This is a genomic window from Janthinobacterium sp. TPC_1, from assembly GCF_056037845.1.
The window spans coordinates 3,051,740-3,071,214 of sequence record NZ_CP195157.1; the positions used below are offsets into that span (position 1 = coordinate 3,051,740).

11 protein-coding genes and 4 pseudogenes are annotated in these 19,475 nt (G+C 65.9%); 14 read left to right on the top strand and 1 reads right to left on the bottom strand.

Translation table 11 applies throughout. The annotated features are described in order from the left end of the window. Nucleotides 1-10 precede the first annotated feature (10 nt). From adk to ACQVLG_RS14965, 3 genes are all read left to right on the top strand, one after another. Entirely contained in the window at nucleotides 11-667 is a 657-nt protein-coding gene (gene adk, locus ACQVLG_RS14955) for an adenylate kinase (protein WP_230538443.1), read from the top strand. Between the two features lie 179 nt (nucleotides 668-846). Further along, entirely contained in the window at nucleotides 847-3,072 is a 2,226-nt protein-coding gene (locus ACQVLG_RS14960; RefSeq protein ID WP_474295379.1) for a sodium-translocating pyrophosphatase, read from the top strand. Then, nucleotides 3,069-3,419, top strand: coding sequence for a glycine zipper family protein (locus ACQVLG_RS14965; protein ID WP_474295381.1), 351 nt, complete (start codon nucleotides 3,069-3,071; stop codon nucleotides 3,417-3,419). The genes ACQVLG_RS14960 and ACQVLG_RS14965 overlap by 4 nt, the downstream gene beginning before the upstream one ends. A gap of 4 nt (nucleotides 3,420-3,423) precedes the next feature. Here the strand turns inward: ACQVLG_RS14965 and ACQVLG_RS14970 are convergent, their stop codons facing one another. Beyond that, complete coding sequence (locus ACQVLG_RS14970; protein ID WP_474295383.1) at nucleotides 3,424-5,484, bottom strand: TonB-dependent receptor domain-containing protein; 2,061 nt, start codon at nucleotides 5,482-5,484, stop codon at nucleotides 3,424-3,426. A 242-nt stretch (nucleotides 5,485-5,726) separates the two neighbouring features. Between ACQVLG_RS14970 and ACQVLG_RS14975 the strand changes: the two genes are divergently transcribed. The 11 genes and pseudogenes from ACQVLG_RS14975 (at nucleotide 5,727) to ACQVLG_RS15025 (ending at nucleotide 19,474) form a co-directional block, all read left to right on the top strand. Beyond that, on the top strand, nucleotides 5,727-5,942 hold the full coding sequence (locus ACQVLG_RS14975; protein ID WP_474295385.1) for a hypothetical protein: 216 nt from the start codon (nucleotides 5,727-5,729) through the stop codon (nucleotides 5,940-5,942). Further along, nucleotides 5,912-6,166, top strand: coding sequence for a hypothetical protein (locus ACQVLG_RS14980; RefSeq protein WP_474295387.1), 255 nt, complete (start codon nucleotides 5,912-5,914; stop codon nucleotides 6,164-6,166). Before ACQVLG_RS14975 ends, ACQVLG_RS14980 begins: the two co-directional genes overlap by 31 nt. 170 nt (nucleotides 6,167-6,336) lie before the next feature. Next, nucleotides 6,337-7,095, top strand: coding sequence for a 3-hydroxyacyl-CoA dehydrogenase (locus tag ACQVLG_RS14985; protein ID WP_474295388.1), 759 nt, complete (start codon nucleotides 6,337-6,339; stop codon nucleotides 7,093-7,095). A 199-nt stretch (nucleotides 7,096-7,294) separates the two neighbouring features. Next, nucleotides 7,295-9,068: pseudogene (gene ggt / locus ACQVLG_RS14990) on the top strand (gamma-glutamyltransferase). Between the two features lie 51 nt (nucleotides 9,069-9,119). Then, nucleotides 9,120-10,289 (top strand): patatin-like phospholipase family protein, encoded by a 1,170-nt coding sequence (locus ACQVLG_RS14995; protein ID WP_092715093.1) that lies wholly within the window; start codon nucleotides 9,120-9,122, stop codon nucleotides 10,287-10,289. A 143-nt stretch (nucleotides 10,290-10,432) separates the two neighbouring features. Continuing rightward, a pseudogene (locus tag ACQVLG_RS15000) lies at nucleotides 10,433-11,080 on the top strand (ligand-binding sensor domain-containing protein); the annotation flags it as partial. Nucleotides 11,081-11,871: 791 nt separating this feature from the next. After that, on the top strand, nucleotides 11,872-14,442 hold the full coding sequence (locus ACQVLG_RS15005) for a hybrid sensor histidine kinase/response regulator (RefSeq protein ID WP_474295390.1): 2,571 nt from the start codon (nucleotides 11,872-11,874) through the stop codon (nucleotides 14,440-14,442). Further along, a complete protein-coding gene (locus ACQVLG_RS15010; protein WP_474295392.1) occupies nucleotides 14,414-14,575 on the top strand; it encodes a hypothetical protein in 162 nt (53 codons plus the stop codon). The genes ACQVLG_RS15005 and ACQVLG_RS15010 overlap by 29 nt, the downstream gene beginning before the upstream one ends. An 85-nt stretch (nucleotides 14,576-14,660) precedes the next feature. Further along, nucleotides 14,661-15,371, top strand: a complete 711-nt coding sequence (locus tag ACQVLG_RS15015; protein ID WP_474295394.1) for a response regulator — start codon at nucleotides 14,661-14,663, stop codon at nucleotides 15,369-15,371. A gap of 93 nt (nucleotides 15,372-15,464) precedes the next feature. After that, nucleotides 15,465-17,086 (top strand): annotated as a pseudogene (locus tag ACQVLG_RS15020) (AMP-binding protein). Next, nucleotides 17,083-19,474, top strand: a pseudogene (locus tag ACQVLG_RS15025) (bifunctional salicylyl-CoA 5-hydroxylase/oxidoreductase). The pseudogenes ACQVLG_RS15020 and ACQVLG_RS15025 overlap by 4 nt, the downstream one beginning before the upstream one ends. Nucleotide 19,475 lies beyond the last annotated feature (1 nt).

Consider the following 19,475-nt stretch of genomic DNA (forward strand, 5'->3'; position numbering starts at 1 on the left):
GAACTTTTCAATGCGTCTGATACTTTTAGGAGCACCCGGTGCCGGCAAGGGCACCCAAGCTAATTTCATTAAAGAAAAATACAATATTCCACAAATCTCCACGGGCGACATGCTGCGCGCGGCGATCAAGGAAGGCACGGAACTGGGCCTGGCAGCGAAAAAAGTCATGGATGCGGGCGGCCTCGTGTCGGACGACATCATGATCGGCCTGGTCAAGAACCGCCTGCAGGACGCCGATTGCGCCAATGGCTACCTGTTCGACGGCTTCCCGCGCACCATCGCGCAAGCGGACGCCATGAAAGATGCGGGCATCCATGTCGACTACGTGCTGGAAATCGACGTGCCGGACGAGTCGATCATCGAGCGCATGGACGGCCGCCGCAGCCACCCGGGTTCGGGCCGCGTCTACCACGTCAAATTCAATCCGCCCAAGGTCGACGGCGTCGATGACATCACGGGCGAACCGTTGATCCAGCGCGACGACGACAAGGCGGAAACGGTCAAGAAGCGCCTGGACGTGTACCACAACCAGACCAAGGTCTTGCTCGGTTACTACAACGACTGGGCCAAGTCCGGTCTGCCGGGCGCACCGAAATACCGCCGCATCGCCGGCGTCGGTCCGGTCGAGCAAATCCGCGACAGCGCATTTGCCGCCCTGGCGGAATAAGCAGTATTGAAAAGCGGACCTGAGTGTCCGCTTTTTTTGTGCCCGCTTTTCGCCAGCGGTGCCGTGTCGTTTTCGTGGTTCAGGTTTTTTGCAGGTCGTGTTTTCCTGGCTGCGCGTGCCTACCCGGTGCGGTCTGCAGCTGTTGGCAATGACGTCGGATAAAAACAGAAGGGGACGATATGGCAGCCAGTTTGTGGTTTGCGGTAGCCTGCGGCGTGGTCGCAGTCATTTACGGTTTGGTGTCGCGTAGCTGGATCCTGCGCCAGGATCCCGGCAACGCGCGCATGCAGGAAATCGCCCTGGCCATCCAGCAGGGTGCGGCCGCCTATCTGGCGCGCCAGTACCGCACCATCGCCATCGTCGGCGTGGTGCTGCTGATCGCCATCTATGTGCTGCTCGGCTTGCACACGGCGCTGGGCTTCCTGATCGGCGCCGTGCTGTCGGGCGCCTGCGGCTTCATCGGCATGAATGTCTCGGTGCGGGCCAATGTGCGCACGGCGCAGGCGGCCACCCTGGGCATCAACCAGGCCTTGAACGTCGCATTCAAGGGCGGGGCGATCACGGGCATGCTGGTCGTCGGCCTGGGCTTGCTGGGCGTGACTCTGTTCTACTGGCTGCTGGCGACGACGGGCGCGCCCGGCCTGACCCAGCATGACCTGATCAAGCCCCTGATCGGCCTGGCCTTCGGCGCCTCGCTCATTTCCATCTTCGCGCGTCTCGGCGGCGGCATCTTCACCAAGGGCGCCGACGTGGGCGCGGACCTGGTGGGCAAGGTCGAGGCGGGCATCCCCGAAGACGATCCGCGCAACCCGGCCGTCATTGCCGACAACGTGGGCGACAATGTGGGCGACTGCGCCGGCATGGCGGCCGACCTGTTCGAAACCTATGTCGTGACCCTGATCGCTACCATGCTGCTGGGCGCCTTGCTGATGGCCGAAGCCAGCAACGCGGCCATCATCTACCCGCTGCTGCTGGGCGCCGTCTCCATCCTCGCGTCCATCGTCGGCTGCTCGATGGTGAAAACGGCCCCGGGCAAGAAAATCATGTCGGCCCTGTACACGGGCCTGTGGTGGGCGGCCGGCCTGTCGCTGGTGGGCTTTGCCGTCGTCACGTGGCTGCTGTGGCCCGACGACGCCATGCGCTACAAGATGCTGGGCGCCACCGTGGTCGGCATCGTGCTCACGGGGCTGATGGTGTACATCACCGAGTACTACACAGGCACGGATTTCAAGCCCGTGCGCCACATCGCCGAAGCGTCGACGACGGGCCACGGCACGAATATCATCGCCGGCCTGGGCGTGTCGATGAAGTCCACCGCGTATCCGGTGCTGGCCGTCTGCATCGCCATCCTCGTCTCGTACCAGCTGGCGGGCCTGTACGGCATCGCCATTGCGGCCACCTCGATGCTGTCGATGGCGGGCATCATCGTCGCGCTCGACGCGTACGGCCCCATCACCGATAACGCGGGCGGCATCGCGGAAATGTCGGGCTTGCCCGACTCCGTGCGCGCCATTACCGACCCGCTCGATGCCGTCGGCAACACCACCAAGGCCGTCACCAAGGGCTATGCGATTGGCTCGGCCGGGCTGGCCGCGCTGGTGCTGTTTGCCGACTACACGCATGCGCTCGAATCCGTGGGCCAGCACATCACGTTTGACTTGTCGAACCCGATGGTCATCGTCGGTCTGTTCATCGGCGGCCTGATACCGTACCTGTTCGGCGCCATGGCGATGGAAGCGGTGGGCCGCGCGGCCGGTGCCGTGGTGGTGGAAGTACGCCGGCAGTTCCGCGACATCAAAGGCATCATGGAAGGCACGGCGCGGCCCGAATACGACAAGGCCGTCGACATGCTGACGGCGTCGGCCATCCGCGAAATGATCGTGCCGTCCTTGCTGCCCGTCGTCGTGCCCATCGTCGTGGGCATGCTGCTGGGGCCTGCGGCACTCGGCGGTCTCTTGATGGGGACGATTGTGACGGGCCTGTTCGTGGCCATTTCCATGACCACGGGCGGCGGCGCCTGGGACAATGCGAAGAAATACATCGAGGATGGCCACTTCGGCGGCAAGGGTTCGGATGCGCACAAGGCGGCCGTCACGGGCGACACGGTGGGCGACCCGTACAAGGATACGGCGGGACCGGCCGTCAATCCCTTGATCAAGATCATCAATATCGTGGCCCTGCTGCTGGTGCCGCTGCTGCCGGCCACGGGCTGGGCTGGCCGTGGCGGCGCCGGCACCCGTCCACGCGCCCGCGCCACCCGTCATGGCGCCGGCCACACCCGTGCAAAGCTTGCCCGCGCAATAAGAGGGTGCGGTTCCCGCAGCCCCGTGGCACGTGAAAAATTGCAGTACGGCATGGAGTGCCGTGCTGCCGAGCAGCGTGCGCTGACGGGGAGGCGAACATGAACACGAGAGCGTTGATGGGGCGTGCCGGCTTGCTGGCGCCGCTGCTGCTGGCCGCCTGCACGGTGCTGCCGGAAGGGCCGTCGGCCATGGCCTTGCCCGGCACGGGCAAGAGCCTCGATCAATTCCGCGTCGATGACGGCAGTTGCCGTGGCTATGCGCAGGCGCAGCTGGCCGGCACGGGCGCGGCCGAGAGCTCCTCGCATGGCATGCAGCGCAGCTACGATGATTCTTATCAAAAATGTATGTATGCGAGCGGCCACAAGGTGCCCTTGGCCGGGCGGATGCTGGGCAGCGTGCCGGCGAATGCCGCCACGCCGCCGCCCGATACGCCGCCGCCCCGTTATTAGCCGATTAGAAGCGCGACGTCAGGCCGACGAACATGCGGCGTCCCGGTACGTAGTAGTCGACCAGGCCATCGGCCATCGGACCCTTCTTGAACAGGTTTTGCACGCCGCCGCGCACCGTCCACTGGGGCGTGACCTTGTACGACACGACGGTGTCGACGATGGTGTAGGCCTTGTCGGCCAGCTTGCCGGCATCGAGTTCCTTGCCCGTGTACTGGGCCGATACTTCGCCGAACAGCTGGTCGTTGACTTGCCAGCCCAGCGCCGAGTACCACGACAGTTTTGGCGTGGACAGCAGGTTGGCGCCCGTAGTGAGGTTTTTCGCTTCCGCCATGTAGGTGACGTTGTTACGCCAGTTCAGGTTTTTCGTCAGCGGGATGGTGGCCGTCGCTTCCAGGCCGCTGGTGCGCGCCTTCTGGATATTCGTCATCTTGGTCCACCAGCGCTGCTGGTAAAAGCCCAGCGGCGCATAGTCGATCTTGTTCTTGAAATCCGTGTGGAAGTAGGTCAGACCCACGTCCCAGCCATTCTGTTCCCACGCCACGCCGATCTCGCCGGCCGTGCTCGTTTCCGGCTTCAAGTCCGCATTGCCGGCCATGTAGCAGTCGCCCGTGATGTAGCCCAGCGGTTTCAGGCTGCCGCAACCGCGTCCGGCCGAGTTGGTCGCCGCCGCCGGCGAGTTTTCCTTCAGGCTTGGGGCGCGGAAGCCTTGCGACACGCCGCCCTTGATGGTCCAGGCGGGGGCGGGGTGGTACACCAGGTACAGGCGCGGGCTGTAGTGGTTGCCGAACTTGCTGTGGTGATCGAGGCGCAGGCCGGCCGTGGCCGTCAAGTTTTCGCGCAAGAACAATTGATCTTCCGCAAACAGGGCCGAGGTGGTGCCCGACAGGGTCGCGCCGCTCACGGTGTTGCCCAGATAATCGGTGGGCACGGTGCCGATGGTATTCGTGTTCGTCAGTTCCTGGTGCTTCCACTGGCCGCCCATCACCAGCATTTGCTCGATGCCGCCCCAGCCGAGCCGTTTTTCCAGGCTGGCATCGAGCGTGCTGTCCTTGGATTTCGCCACCGTGCCGACGTCCTGGTTATCGAAGTCGTTGTGATACAGGTTGACCGTGGTCTTGCCGAAGTCCCAGCGGCCTTCGTAGCCGAGGCTGACACTCTTGCGTATCAGCTTGTTGGCGCCCCAGCTGTAGACCAGCGGCTCGCCATCCGCATCATGCGCACTCGAATTGCTCGCTTCCTGCCTGCCATAGCTGGCGTCCAGCGACAGGTTCTGTTTCTTGTCCAGCGCCCAGGTCAGCTGGCCCGAGACAGTCTGGTTGCGTTCGCCGCCCATGGCGCCCGCTTTGTCGAAGGATTTTTCATCGGGATTCTGGCGCGACTGGTTCACGCCCAGGCGCATGCCGACCGTGTCCGACAGGGGACCGGCCAGGTTCACGCCCAACTGGTGCGCCGTGCCGCGGTCGCTGTCCTGCGGCTGCGTGTAGTTGGCCGTGGCCGAGCCGTTCCACTTGCCCGGCACCTTGCGTGTGATGATGTTGATCACGCCGCCCATGGCGTCCGAACCGTACAGCGAGGACATGGGACCACGCACCACTTCGATGCGCTCGATCATGTCGGGTGAGATCCAGTTCAAGTCCTGGCGGCCCAGATCCGGGCGGTAAGCCGTGTCGGCCGAGCTGCCCACGCGCTTGCCATCGACCAGGATCAGCGTGTATTTGTCGGGCAGGCCGCGCAGCTTGATCTTCGACGCTTCGCGTTCGGGGCCGGTGCCGCCCGTCACGCCGGGGATGCGGCGCAGCAAGGTGTTCAGGTCATACACGGGCTGGCGCTCGATTTCCTCGCGCGTGATGACGCTGATGCTGGCCGGCGCATCCTTGATGTCGATGGCCGTGCCCGACGCGGTGACGACCACCGTGTTCATGGTGGGATCGGCGGCCACATTGCCTTCGGCCCAGGCGTTGCTGACGGCCAGCGAGAGCAGGCAGGGCAGGAGCAGGGCGGCGGAATGCATGGCACGGGCGGGAGTGGAAGCGGGGATTACGAAGGCGGGACTACGCTTGGTCATGGTGAACTTTCCGGATGTTGTTATTTCCTGGCTGCCTTCCGGGTGGCTCGGGTATGAATGAAAAGAGAATCAACTGCGCTCGAATTCTGATAATGAGAATAAGAATCGTTCTTATTGTAGTGCCATCCTGGCAAGAAGGAAAGTGCTGAAAGGAAATAAAACACCGTTGCAGTATGTGCATGGCATCTGGCGCAGTGTGTGCCAATAATGAAAGCGGTAAGATCGATGCTTGGGGAGGTGGCATGAAGACGATGGTAAAAAGCATGCTGGCGCTGGCCGGCGCCCTGCTGGTAGCTGCTGGCGGCCATGCCCGGGCGCAGGAACCGGCGGCGCCTGCCGAGTCTTTGTCTGAGCCTTTGCCCGTGTGCCGGCTCGACCCGCGCGACAGCGCAAGCTGGCCGTGGAACCGTGCCGCCCGGCGCCGCCCGTGCAGCCGCGCCGTTCCGTGGCGCAGGTGATCGGCCGCATGCCGGCGCAGCCAGCGCCTCCCATTGTGCCCATGGCGCCTTTGCCGCCCGGCCCGGCCGTGCCCATGCCGCGCGCGCCGCAGCCCATCGGTTCCTGCGACGCGGGCGGTTGCCGCGACGCGTCCGGCGCGCGCTACGACGGCGCGGGCAACGCCACGCTCGATGCCAACGGGCGCATCTGCCACCGCAACGGCGCTTTTATCCAGTGTTTTTAAGCCTGCCACGCGCTGGCGCCGCAAGTTTTCGCTCGGTGACGGCAAAAATGGCTACAATTGTCGCCGACATTACGTTTACGTAAACGTAATAGTGCGTAATAGCGTAATAATGGCATCGTGCATCAACCATCAGGCGCCGGGAACACGGCCCTTATCACTCAGGAGATTTCATGCAGATTCAGGACAATGTATTCATCATCACGGGCGGCGCATCGGGTTTGGGCGCGGCCACGGCGCGCATGCTGACGGCGGCCGGCGGCAAGGTCGTGCTGGCCGACGTGCAGACGGAAGCGGGCCAGGCGCTGGCCGCTGAACTGAACGGCATGTTCGTGCAGTGCGACGTGACGTCGGAAGAAGACGGCATGGCCGTGGTGGCGGCGGCCACCAAGCTGGGCACCTTGCGCGGCCTGGTCAACTGCGCCGGCGTGGCGCCTGCCGTGAAAACCGTGGGCAAGGATGGCCCGCACCCGCTGGCCCTGTTCCAGAAAGTCGTCAACATCAACCTGGTGGGCACCTTCAATATGTGCCGCCTGGCGGCCGACGCCATGGCGAAACAGGATGCGACGGCGGAAGGCGAGCGCGGCATCATCATCAACACGGCTTCCGTGGCGGCCTACGATGGCCAGATCGGCCAAGCGGCCTACGCCTCGTCGAAGGCGGCCGTGGTGGGACTGACCCTGCCGATGGCGCGCGACCTGTCGCGCAACGGCATCCGCGTGATGACGGTGGCGCCCGGCATTTTCGAAACGCCGATGCTGCTCGGCATGCCGGCCGAAGTGCAGGATGCGCTGGGCAAGATGGTGCCGTTCCCTTCGCGCCTGGGCAAGCCCGGCGAATACGCGCAGCTGGTGAAAGCCATCGTGGAAAACGTCATGCTTAATGGCGAAACAATCCGCCTGGACGGCGCCATCCGCATGCAGCCAAAGTAAGAGCACCTGGACAATGCCCAGAGCGTTGTTGCATGGCCTCGCCGTACTATTCGTACTGTCTTCGGCCACGCGCCTAGCCCTGGACATCGCCAGGCACTCTTACGAAGGCAGTGCCCTAATGGGCATTTGATGTAGGATACCCCCGTATGGGGCGTACGGCCTTGCCTGGCTGTGCGCCCTTTTTTTTATCGGAGAATCCATGATCGCATTGAAGCCGCTGGCGCTGAGCCTGACCTTGCTGGGAGCCCTGGCTGCCAGTCCCGTATTTGCCGAAGTGCCGCAAAAGGCGCCGGAAATCGCCACCGCATATGCGGAGAAATCGGGCTGGGCGGCGCAGAAATTCATGGTCGCCGCCGCCAACCCGCTGGCCGCCGATGCCGGCTACCAGATGCTGAAAAAGGGCGGCAGCGCCATCGACGCGGCCATCGCCACGCAGCTGGTGCTCACCCTGGTCGAGCCGCAATCGTCGGGCATCGGCGGCGGCGCCTTTTTGCTGTACTCCACGGCCAAGGGCGTGCAGGCGTTCGACGGGCGCGAAACGGCGCCGGCCGCCGCCGACGAACACCTGTTCCAGAACGCGGACGGCAGCCCCGTCTCGCGCGCCACGGGCGTCGTGGGCGGGCGTTCCGTGGGCGCGCCGGGCGTGCTGCGCATGCTGGAACTGGCGCACAAGGAACACGGCAAGCTGCCGTGGGCGACCCTGTTCAGCCCCGCCATCCGCCTGGCGCACGGCGGCTTTCCCGTCAGCCAGCGCCTCAACGGCCTGTTAAGCTGGATCAGGCCCTCAAGCGCGACCCTGTCGCCGCCGCGTATTTCTATGACGGCGAGGGCAAGGCCTGGCCCGTCGGCCACGTGCTGAAGAACCCGCAACTGGCGCGCACCCTGCGCGAGATCGCCCGCGGCGGCGCCGACGCCTTTTACCAGGGCCGCATCGCGCGCGACATCGCCGCCAAGGTGGCGTCGCACCCGAGCAATCCGGGCAAGCTGACGGCGGCAGACATCGCCAACTACCGCGCCAAGGTGCGCGAGCCCGTCTGCAGCGACTACAAGGCGTGGACCGTGTGCGGCATGCCGCCGCCATCGGCGGGCGGCATCGCCATCGCGCAGATGCTGGGCATCCTGGAAGTGAAGGATATCGGCCCGTATGCGCCCGTCGACGGCGTGCCCGATGCACAGGCGATCCATCTGTTCTCGGAAGCGGGGCGCCTGGCCTACGCGGACCGCAACCGCTACGTGGCCGACACGGATTTCGTGCCGCTGCCCGGTAACGGCATCCCTCGATGCTCGATAAAACCTACCTGGCGCAGCGCGCCGCCTTGATCGGCGACAAATCCATGGGCAAGGCCTTGCCCGGCACGCCGCCCGGCATGCAGGTGGCGTGGGGCATGGACAACGCCTTGCAGCGCCCGTCGACGTCGCACCTGGTGGCCGTGGATGCTTTTGGGGGCGGCCTGTCGATGACCACCAGCGTGGAAGACGCCTTCGGCTCGCGCCAGATGGTCGACGGCTTCCTGCTGAATAACCAGCTGACGGATTTCTCGTTCGATTCGCGCGATGCCGACGGCCCCATCGCCAACCGGGTCGAAGCGGGCAAGCGTCCGCGCAGCGCCATGTCGCCCACGCTGGTATTCGAGAAGGGCACGCACAAGCTGGTGCTGGCCACGGGCTCGCCTGGCGGCTCGTCCATCATCAATTACGTTGCCAAGGTGCTGGTCGGCACCATGGACTGGGGCTTGAACGTGCAGCAGGCGATCAGCCTGCCGAACTTCGGCAGCCGCAATGGCCCGACGGAGCTGGAAAAGGGCCGCGCGCCTGCCGCCCAGGTCGAGGCGCTGCAGGCGATGGGCCACGAAGTGCGCGTGATCGAGCAGAATTCCGGCTTGCAGGGCATCATGCGCTTGACTGCGCATGGCAAGGATTTCTGGTTTGGCGGGGCGGATCCGCGGCGCGAAGGCATGGTGCGCGGTGATTAATTAACATCTAAACTTTTCCACAAAGCATCCAGACCCTGCTAATCTGCCGGCATGGGAATGCAAAATAAAACAGGCTTGATACTCACGGGAGGGGGCGCCCGTGCCGCCTACCAGGTGGGCGTGCTGCAGGCGATTTCGGCGATTCTGTGGGAAGCGGGCTGGGCGCCGGCGCGCAACCCGTTCGACATCATCTGCGGCACCTCGGCCGGCGCCATCAATGCCACGGCGCTGGCCTGCCGCGCGGATAACTTCGGCGAAGGCGTGCAAAAGCTGCTCGACGTGTGGCAGCACATCGAGGTCGAGCAAGTGTACCGGGCCGATTCGCTGGGCGTGATCCGCTCGGGCGCGCGCTGGCTGTCCTTGCTGTCGTTCGGCTGGCTGCTGCGCCAGTGGCATGCCTCGCCGCCCAGTTCCCTGCTCGACAATACCCCGCTGGTCAGCCTGCTGCACCGCATGCTCGACCTGCCGCGCCTGGACGCGGCCCTGGCCGACGGCCTGCTGCATGCGCTGGCCGTGACGGCATCGTCGTACTCGGGCAGCCGCCACATGACGTTTTACCAGACGGCCGAGGATATCGCGCCGTGGGTGCGCACGCAGCGCCTGGCCTTGCCCGACCAGATCGGCGTGGAGCACTTGCTCGCCTCGGCCGCCATCCCTTTTATTTTTCCCGCCGTGCCCCTGTACGTGGGCGGCCAGCGCGAATACTGCGGCGACGGTTCCATGCGCCAGCTGGCGCCTATTTCTCCGGCCATCCACCTGGGCGCGAACAAGGTGCTGGTGGTGGGCGCGGGGCGCATGACGGAACCGGCGCCCGCCGCGTCCGAAGCGGCGCGCTACCCCAGCCTGGCGCAGATCGCCGGCCACGCGCTGTCGTCGATTTTCCTCGATGGCCTGGCCGTCGATATCGAGCGCCTGAACCGCATCAACCTGACCCTGTCGATGCTGCCGCCCGAGTTGCTGGGCAAGACGGCCTTGAAACCGGTGGAATTGCTGGTCATCGCGCCGTCCGAGCGGCTCGACGCCATCGCCAGCCGGCATATCGGCAGTTTGCCGCGTCCCATCCGCACCATGTTGTCGGGTATCGGCGCGGCCGAAGCGCGCGGCGCGGCGCTGGCATCGTATTTGTTGTTCGAATCGACGTATACTAACGAGCTGATCCGTCTTGGACAGCGCGATACGCAGGCCCGCAAGGACGATGTACTGGCGTTTTTTGGTTCTTGAGACGGCCCTTGGAGCGGCGTGCGGGTTTTTCGCGTTTTTTTTGACAGGACGATTGTGCTGGTATTTCGACGTGTGTTTTCGATGTTGCCTTACTGTTAATTCTTCTGCTGGGCGGCTGGGCTGCGGCGGCGCCTGCGCCCACCTTGCGCTTCGACCAGCTCAGCGTCGACCAGGGCCTGGCGCAGGAATCGGTGCTGGCCATCGCCCAGGACCGGCAGGGCTATATGTGGTTCGGCAGCCAGTCTGGCCTGAGCCGCTACGATGGCTACCGCATGGTCGTCTACAAGAATATCGAGGGCGACAAGACCAGCCTGGCCGACAACTGGGTCGGCGAGCTGCATGTCGATAGCCAGGGCCAGCTGTGGGTCGGCACCGACAATGGCCTGGACCGCTTCGACGCCGCCAGCCAGACCTTCATCCATTACGTCCCGGCCGAAAAGAGCAAGCGCGGCAACGGCAACCGGCATATCCATGCCATTCTCGACGATGGCGCGCGCGGCTTCTGGATCGCCACCTCGGACGGTTTGCAGCATTTCGACCCGGCCACGGGCCACTTCCGCACCTGGCACCATGAAGAAGGCAACCCGCACAGCCTGGGCGACAATGAAATCAAGGCGCTGGCGCTGGACGCGCAACAGCGCCTGTGGATCGGCACGGTGACAGGCCTGGACATGCTGGCGCCGGGCAGCGAGCGCTTCGAGCATTTCGCCGTCGATACGGAGCCCGGTTCGAAGTACAACGTGATCCAGTCGCTGCTGATCGACCGCCAGCAGAACCTGTGGATCGGCACCATGGCCGGCGCCGAGCGCTGGCGCCTGGGCGGCGCCGGCGAGGCGCCCCAGGTACGCGTGCGCTTCGGCGAGAAACATGGCTTTTCCGCCATCCGCGTCGCCAGCCTGTACCAGGACGTCGATGCCACCGTCTGGCTGGGCAGCAATGCCGATGGCCTGTTCCGCTGGCTGCCCGGCAGCGACAGCTTCCTGCAGTACCGCCACCAGACGGGCGACAAGTTCAGCGTCGCCGACAACCAGCTGTCGTCGCTGTACCGCGACCGCGCCGGCACCTTCTGGGTCGGCTCCTGGGTACAACGGCGTGAGCCGGGTGGACCTGGGCAGCGGCGGCTTTTCGCGCATGGCGCGCGCCCCCGGCGACGTGGGCGCGCTGGCGGACAAGAAAGTGCGCGCCGTGGCCGACGCGGGCAATGGCAAGCTGTGGCTGGCCACCAAGGGCGGCCTGAAACTGTACGACACGCGCGACGGCAGTTCGCGCCTGTTCGACCTGCGCAGTTCGCCCGGCATGTCGCGCGACGAGCAGGTCACCACCCTGTACAAGGCGCCGGACGGCACCCTGTGGGTGGGCGGCTCGACGGGCTTGCACCGCTTCGATCCGGCACTGGAGCGCTTCTTCACCATGCGCTTTGCCGCCGGCGATCCGAACAGCGACACCATCCGCAATGTGGTCAGCGACCGCAGCGGCATGCTGTGGGTATCGACGCGGGGCGGCGTGCACCGCTTCGACCCCGTCAGCCGCCGCTTTACCACCTACCGCCACGACCCGGCCAACCCGAACAGCCTTTCACAACATGGTGCGGCCCGTGCTGGAAGACGGCAAGGGGCGGCTGTGGATAGGCTCTTTCCACGGCCTGGACTTGCTGGACCGCGCCAGCGGCCGCTTCCGCCATTTCCGCCACGATCCGCAAAACCCGCATAGCCTGAGCCACGACGAAGTGCATTTCCTGCACGAGGACAAGCGCGGCGTGCTGTGGGTGGGCACGGCCAATGGCCTGAACCGCATGGACGTCGACGCCAAGGGCGAAATCGGCTTCCGGCGCTTCGTGCGCAAGGATGGCATGGCCGACGACGCCGTCGCCAGCATCCTCGGCGACGACAACGAGCAGCTGTGGCTGAGCACGAACAGCGGCATCACGCGCCTCGACATGCGCAGCGGCCTGTTCCGCAACTACGACAGCGCCGATGGCACGGTGGAAGGCTCGTACTTCGATGGCGCAGCCCTGCGCGCGGCGGACGGGACCATGTATTTCGGCGGCTTCAACGGCATGACGGCGTTCGTGCCGCAGGATATCCACGACAACCGCGTGCCGCCGCTGGTGGCCATCACGGAGCTGCAGATCTTCAACAAGCCGGTGGCCATCGGCCGCGGCGAGTTCGCGCACGTGCTCAGCAGGGCCATCGACCACACGCGCCAGCTGGTGCTGACCAGCCGCGAAAGCGTCTTTTCGCTGGAGTTCGCGGCCCTGCATTTCGCCGCGCCGCAGCGCAACATGTTCGCCTACCGGCTCGAAGGCTTCGACCAGGACTGGGTCATGACGGACGCTGGGCGGCGCTTTGCCACCTACACCAACCTCGATGCCGGCAACTACGTGTTTCGCGTCAAGGCGGCCAACAAGGACGGCGTGTGGAACGAGAGCGGCGCCACGCTGGCCATCACGATCCTGCCGCCGTTCTGGAAAACCTGGTGGTTCCGCACCCTGATGGCGGCGCTGCTGCTGGGCGCCATCTATGGCGCGTACCGCCAGCGCGTGCGCGCGCTGCGGCATCAACAGAATGAACTGGAAAAACAGGTCAGCGAACGCACGGCCGAGTTGCAGAGCAAGGAAATCGAAGTGCTGGCCCAGTCGGAAAAGCTGGCACAGGTCAACAACAGCTTGACCAAAAACGAGGAAAGTTTGCGCCAGGCCAAGCGCAAGGCCGAGGATGCGACGCGCCAGAAGTCGGAATTTTTGGCCAATATGAGCCACGAGATGCGCACGCCGCTGGCCGGCGTGATCGGCATGCTGGGCTTTGCCCTGCGCGACGAGCAGCTGCACGACGCCACGCGCGAGCAGATCCTGCGCGGCCAGGCCAATGCCCAGTCGCTGCTGGTGATCATCAATGACTTGCTGGATTTTTCCAAGATCGAGGCGGGCAAGCTGAGTATCGAAAATATCGATTTCGCGCTCGGCGCGGCGATCGAGGCGGTCGTCAGCCTGTTCGAGGAGCAGGCGGCCGCGCGCAGCATCGGTTTTTCCATCGATTTCGCGCCCGACCTGCCGCCCTTCGTGGTGGGCGACCCGACCCGCTTGCGCCAGGTGCTGGTCAACCTGGTCGGCAATGCCTTCAAGTTCACCCAGCGCGGCGGCGTCAGCGTGTGCGTCGAGCGGGCCGGCGTGGCCAGCGGCAGCGGCGGACGCCGTGTCAACCTGATCCGCTTTACGGTCAGCGACAGCGGCATCGGCATCGATGCCGATGCGATGGCGCGCCTGTTCCAGAAATTTGAGCAGGCCGACGCCAGCACCACGCGGCGCTACGGCGGCACGGGGCTGGGCCTGGCGATCTGCCGCCAGCTGGTCGAACTGATGGAGGGCGAGATCGAGGTGGCCAGCACGCCGGGGCAGGGCAGCACGTTTGCCTTCACCTTGCCGCTGGCCGATGGCGTGGCGCCGCCGCTGGTGCCGCAGGTGGCGCTGGCGCCGCACAGCCACCAGTTGCGCGTGCTGTGCGCGGAAGACTTCCCCACCAACCAGATTATCATCCGCGTCATGCTCGAAGAGCTGGGGCACCGGGTCGACGTGGTCGCCAACGGCGCGCTGGCGGTGGCGGCCTGCGTGCATACGCGCTATGACCTGATCCTGATGGACGGCCGCATGCCGGAGATGGACGGCGCCACGGCCACGCGCTTGATCCGCGTGGGCGGCTGGCCGGACCAGCCCGTGCGCGACCAGGAGCTGATGATCGTGGCCCTGACGGCGAATGCCAGCGAAGAGGATCGCGGCCGCTATCTGGGCGTCGGCATGGATGATTTCCTCAGCAAGCCTGTGGACGAGGCGGCGCTGCATGGCTTGCTGGCGCGCACCATCGAGCGCCAGCTGCAGCGCGGTTTCATGTTGCCGCGCATGCCGTCGAACGCGCCGCGCGCCAGCGCGCGGGGGCAGGCCGAACTCGACGCCTTGTTCGGCATCGCGCCGGCGGCCCCCGTCGCGGCACCCTCCCAGTCCATCCGCAGCGGCGAACTGCAGCGGCGCATCCGCGTCGCCTTCGTCGCCGACCTGGAGGGACGCCTGCGCGAACTCGACGCCGCGCCTGGCGGCGCAGGACCGCGACAACGCCGGGCGCCTGCTGCACGGCTTGAAGGGCAGTGCCGCCTATCTCGATGAAACGCAGCTGCACATGCTGTGCACGGAAATGGAGGAGGCGGCCGATGGCGGGCGCTGGACCCAGGTGGCCCTGCATTTGCCGCAATTGCGCGCACTGTTGGCGCAAATAGCCGTTTCGGGCAAGGAAATGTAAAATAGGCAATGCCGGCCATCGGGCGCGCGGCGAAACTGGGTAGAATACGGCCAGGCCCCTGATGCCGCCGGCAATGGAGAAAGCAATGAAAGTACTGGTGGTTGACGATGATGTCGTGTCGCGCATGGTATTGATGCATCTGATCGACAGCTGCGGCGTGCACGATATCGTGGAAGCCGAAGATGGCGCGGCGGCGTGGGAGCAGCTCGAAGGCGGCTTGCGCCCCGCGCTGTGCTTCTGCGACTTGCGCATGCCGCGCCTGTCCGGCATGGAGCTGCTGCAGAAAATCCGCTCCGACAGCGCGCTCGACGCCATGCCGCTGGTGCTCGTGTCGTCGGCGAATGACCACGACACCGTGCGCGACGCCGTGCAGGCCGGCGCCGCCGGCTATATCGTCAAGCCCTTCCAGCCGGAGCAGGTGCGCCATCATATCGACGCCTGCTTCGACGTCTCCGCCTTGCCGGCCGAGGCGCCGCGCGACACCCTGCAGCGGCTGGGCATCGACGGCGAACGCCTGCTGGCCTACTTGACGGGCTTCCAGGGGCAGATCGGCGCCGCCAGCGAGCAGGTCGACGCCTTGCTGGCGCGCGGCGAACCGGCGCAGGCGCGCCAGCAGCTCGAACGGCTGCACCTCGGTTGCCGCACCCTCGGCTTGCATGGCGCGGAGGCGGGGATGATGGCCCTGCTGCAGGCCTCGGTGCTCGATGGCGAGCAGATACAGGCGGCCCTGGCCGCGCTGGCGCGCAGCGTGGCGCAGCAGGCGCGTTTGCTGCGGCAGCAGGACGGGATCGACTGAATCTGCTGTTTTCTGCTTGCCGGGAAAATACTTTAGGTTTAAAGTATCTGCTTCCGGGCCATGTGCACGCGCCCGCTACCAGCCAGGATGAGCATGAGCAGCGACCCTTCGCCTACCACCGCATCTCCCCAGGATGACTTTGCGCGCGCGCACTTGCCGCCGCGCGCACTCTGGCCGCAGCTGTGCCTTGACTTGCCCGAGCTGCTGTATCCGGCGCGTCTCAATTGCGTCGCCGCGCTGCTCGATGCGGCCGTGGCCAACGGCGGCGGCGAGCGCACCGCCATCCTTGCCGACGGCCAGCGCTGGACCTACGCGCAGCTGGCGCGGCAGGTCGACCGCATCGCCCACGTGCTGCGCGCCGACCTGCGCCTGATCCCCGGCAACCGCGTGCTGCTGCGCGGCGCGAATACGCCCATGATGGCCGCCTGCCTGCTGGCCGTGCTGAAGGCCGGCTGCATCGCCGTGCCGACCATGCCGCTGCTGCGCGCGCGCGAACTGTCCACCATCCTGGCCAAGGCGGAAGTGAACGCCGTGCTGTGCGCCCAGGGCTTGCGCGGGGAACTCGACGGCGTGCCCGGCCTGCCGGCCATGCTGTGCTTTGGCGCCGACGACGCGGAACTGGAACGGCGCATGGCGGCCCACGCCGCCCCCTTTGCCGCATGCGACACGGCGGCCGACGACGTCTGCCTGATCAGCTTTACCTCGGGCACGACGGGCGTCCCCAAGGGCACCATGCACATGCAGCGCGACCTGCTGGCCATCTGCGACTGCTTTCCCCGCTCCATGCTGCAGGTGCGCGCCGACGATATCTTCATCGGCACGCCACCATTGGCTTTTACTTTTGGCCTGGGCGGCCTGCTGCTGTTTCCCCTGCGCTTTGGCGCTTGCGCCGTGCTGCTGGAAAAACTCACGCCCGACGCGCTGCTGCGCGCCATCGGTGCCTATCAGGCCACCATTTGCTTCACGGCGCCCACCTTTTACCGCCAGATGGCGCCGCTGGCCGCGCAGCACGACCTGCGCAGCCTGCGCTTGTGCGTGTCGGCCGGCGAAGCGCTGCCGCTGGCCACGCGCGACGCCTGGCAGGCGGCGACGGGACTGGCCATGACGGACGGCATCGGCGCCACCGAGATGCTGCACATCTTCATTTCCGCCACGGGCGAGGGCATCCGCCGCGGGGCCATCGGCAAGGCCATCCCCGGCTACCAGGCGTGCATCGTCGATGACGCCGGCGTGCCGCAGCCGCCCGGCGTGACGGGCCGCCTGGCCGTGAAAGGCCCCACCGGCTGCCGCTACCTGTCCGACCCGCGCCAGCGCGAATACGTGCAGAACGGCTGGAACCTGACGGGCGACACCTTCGAGATGGATGCCGACGGCTATTTCTATTACCGCTCGCGCAGCGACGACATGATCGTCTCGGCCGGCTACAACATCGCCGGCCCGGAGGTGGAAGAGGCGCTGCTGCGCCACCCGGCCGTTGCCGAATGCGGCGTGGTCGGCGCGCCGCCGATGCCGAGCGCGGCCAGATCGTCGAGGCGCACGTGGTGCTGAAAGATGGTTTCCAGCCCGGCGATGCCCTGGCAGCCGAATTGCAGGACTTCGTGCGCCAGCAGATCGCCCCGTATAAATACCCGCGCGCCATCCGCTTCCTGCCTGCGTTGCCGCGCACGGAAACGGGCAAGCTGCAGCGCTTCAAACTTCGCACGGACACCCCATGAATATCGTCTGCATCGGCGGCGGCCCTGCCGGCCTGTATTTCAGCCTGCTCATGAAAAAGCAGAACCCGGAGCACCGCATCACCGTCATCGAGCGCAACCGCCCGTACGACACGTTTGGCTGGGGCGTGGTGTTTTCCGACCAGACCCTGGGCAACCTGGCCAACGCGGACGAGCCGACGGCGCGCGCCATCCTGCAGGCGTTCAACCACTGGGATGATATCGAAATCCACTTCAAGGGCCAGACCGTGCGCTCCGGTGGCCATGGCTTTTGCGGCATCGGCCGCAAGCGCCTGCTTAATATCCTGCAGGCGCGCTGCGAGGAACTCGGCGTGCAGCTGGTGTTCGAGACGGAAGTGCGGGACGACCAGGCCATCGCGCGCCAGTACGGCGCCGACCTGGTGATCGCCAGCGACGGCTTGAACAGCCGCATCCGCACGCGCTATGCGGCCAGCTACCAGCCCGAGATCGACCAGCGCCATTGCCGCTTCGTCTGGCTGGGCACGCGCAAGAAATTCGAGGCCTTCACGTTTGCCTTCCGCCAGACGGAATTCGGCTGGTTCCAGGCGCATATCTATCAATACGACGGCGAGACCTCGACCTTTATCGTCGAAACGCCCGAACACGTGTGGCGCGCGGCGGGACTGGACGCCATGAGCCAGGAAGAGGGCATCGCCTTTTGCGAAGCGCTGTTCGCCGGGGAACTCGATGGCCACGGTTTGCTGAGCAATTCGCCGCACTTGCGCGGTTCGGCGCAGTGGATCACCTTCCCGCGCATCGTCTGCCCAGCAATGGGTGCATGTACAGGATGGCGTGCCCGTGGTGCTGATGGGCGACGCGGCCCATACGGCGCATTATTCGATCGGTTCCGGCACCAAGCTGGCGCTGGAAGACGCCATCGAGCTGGCGCGCTGCTTCGGCCAGCATGGGGATACGGATGCTGCGCTGGCCGCCTACCAGCAGTTGCGCGCCATCGAGGTGCTGAAAATCCAGAGCGCGGCGCGCAATTCCATGGAGTGGTTTGAAAACGTCGAGCGCTACAGCGCCATGGACGCGCCGCAGTTCGCCTATTCCATGCTCACGCGCAGCCAGCGCATCTCGCACGAAAACCTGCGCCTGCGCGATCCCGCCTACGTGGCCGGCTATGAACTGTGGCTGGCGCGGCGCGCCGGCGAGCAGGCCGGCGTTGTATTTCCGCAAGTACCTTTGCCGGACCAGGCCGTGCCACCCATGCTCACGCCGTTCAAGCTGCGCGGCGTGCTGCTGAAAAACCGCATCGCCGTCTCGCCGATGGCGCAGTACAGCGCCGTCGATGGCGTGGCGGGCGACTACCACCTGATGCACCTGGGCGCGCGCGCCATGGGCGGCGCCGGCCTCGTGTTTGCCGAGATGACGTGCGTGTCGGCCGACGCGCGCATCACGCCCGCCTGCCCCGGCATGTACAGCGAAGCGCACACGCAGGCCTGGCGCCGCATCGTCGACTTCGTGCATGCCAACAGCGATGCGAAGATCGCCCTGCAATTGGGCCATGCGGGCGCGAAAGGCTCGACGCGGCCCATGTGGGACGGCATCGACCAGCCGCTCAGGGAGGGGAACTGGCCTTTGACTTCGGCCTCGGAGCAGCAATACCTGGCCGGCGTGTCGCAAACGGCGCGCGCGGCCACGGAAAGCGACCTGGCGCGCATCGAGCAGGACTTCGTGCGCGCCACCCTGGCCGCGGCCGTCGCCGGTTTCGACTGGCTGGAACTGCATTGCGCGCACGGCTACCTGCTGTCGAGTTTTATCTCGCCGCTGACCAATCGCCGCACGGACGAATATGGCGGCAGCCTGGAAAACCGCTGCCGTTATCCGCTGCGCGTGTTCCGCGCCATGCGCGCCGCCTGGCCGCAGGATAAACCGATGAGCGTGCGCATTTCGGCCCACGACTGGGTCGACGGCGGCATCACGCCCGATGACGCCGTCGTCATCGCGCGCCTGTTCAAGCAGGCCGGCGCCGACCTGATCGACTGCTCCTCGGGCCAGGTCAGCAAGCTCGAACGGCCCGTGTACGGGCGCATGTTCCAGGCTCCGTTCGCCGACCGCGTGCGCAACGAGGCAGGCATCGCCAGCATGGCCGTCGGTTCGATCTTTGAAGCCGACCACGCCAACAGCATCATCGCCGCCGGGCGCGCCGACCTGTGCGCCGTGGGCCGCCCGCACCTGGCCAACCCGGCCTGGACCCTGACGGAAATGGCGCGCATCGGCTACAGCGGCGGGGCAGCCGCGTGGCCGAAACAGTACCGTCCGGGCCAGCAGCAGCTGGAGCGCAATCTGCAGCGCGAGCGGCAACTGGCTGCCGCCAATACGGGCCTGACCCCGCAACAGGTGGCCGCGCGGCTGCTGGAAGGATGAC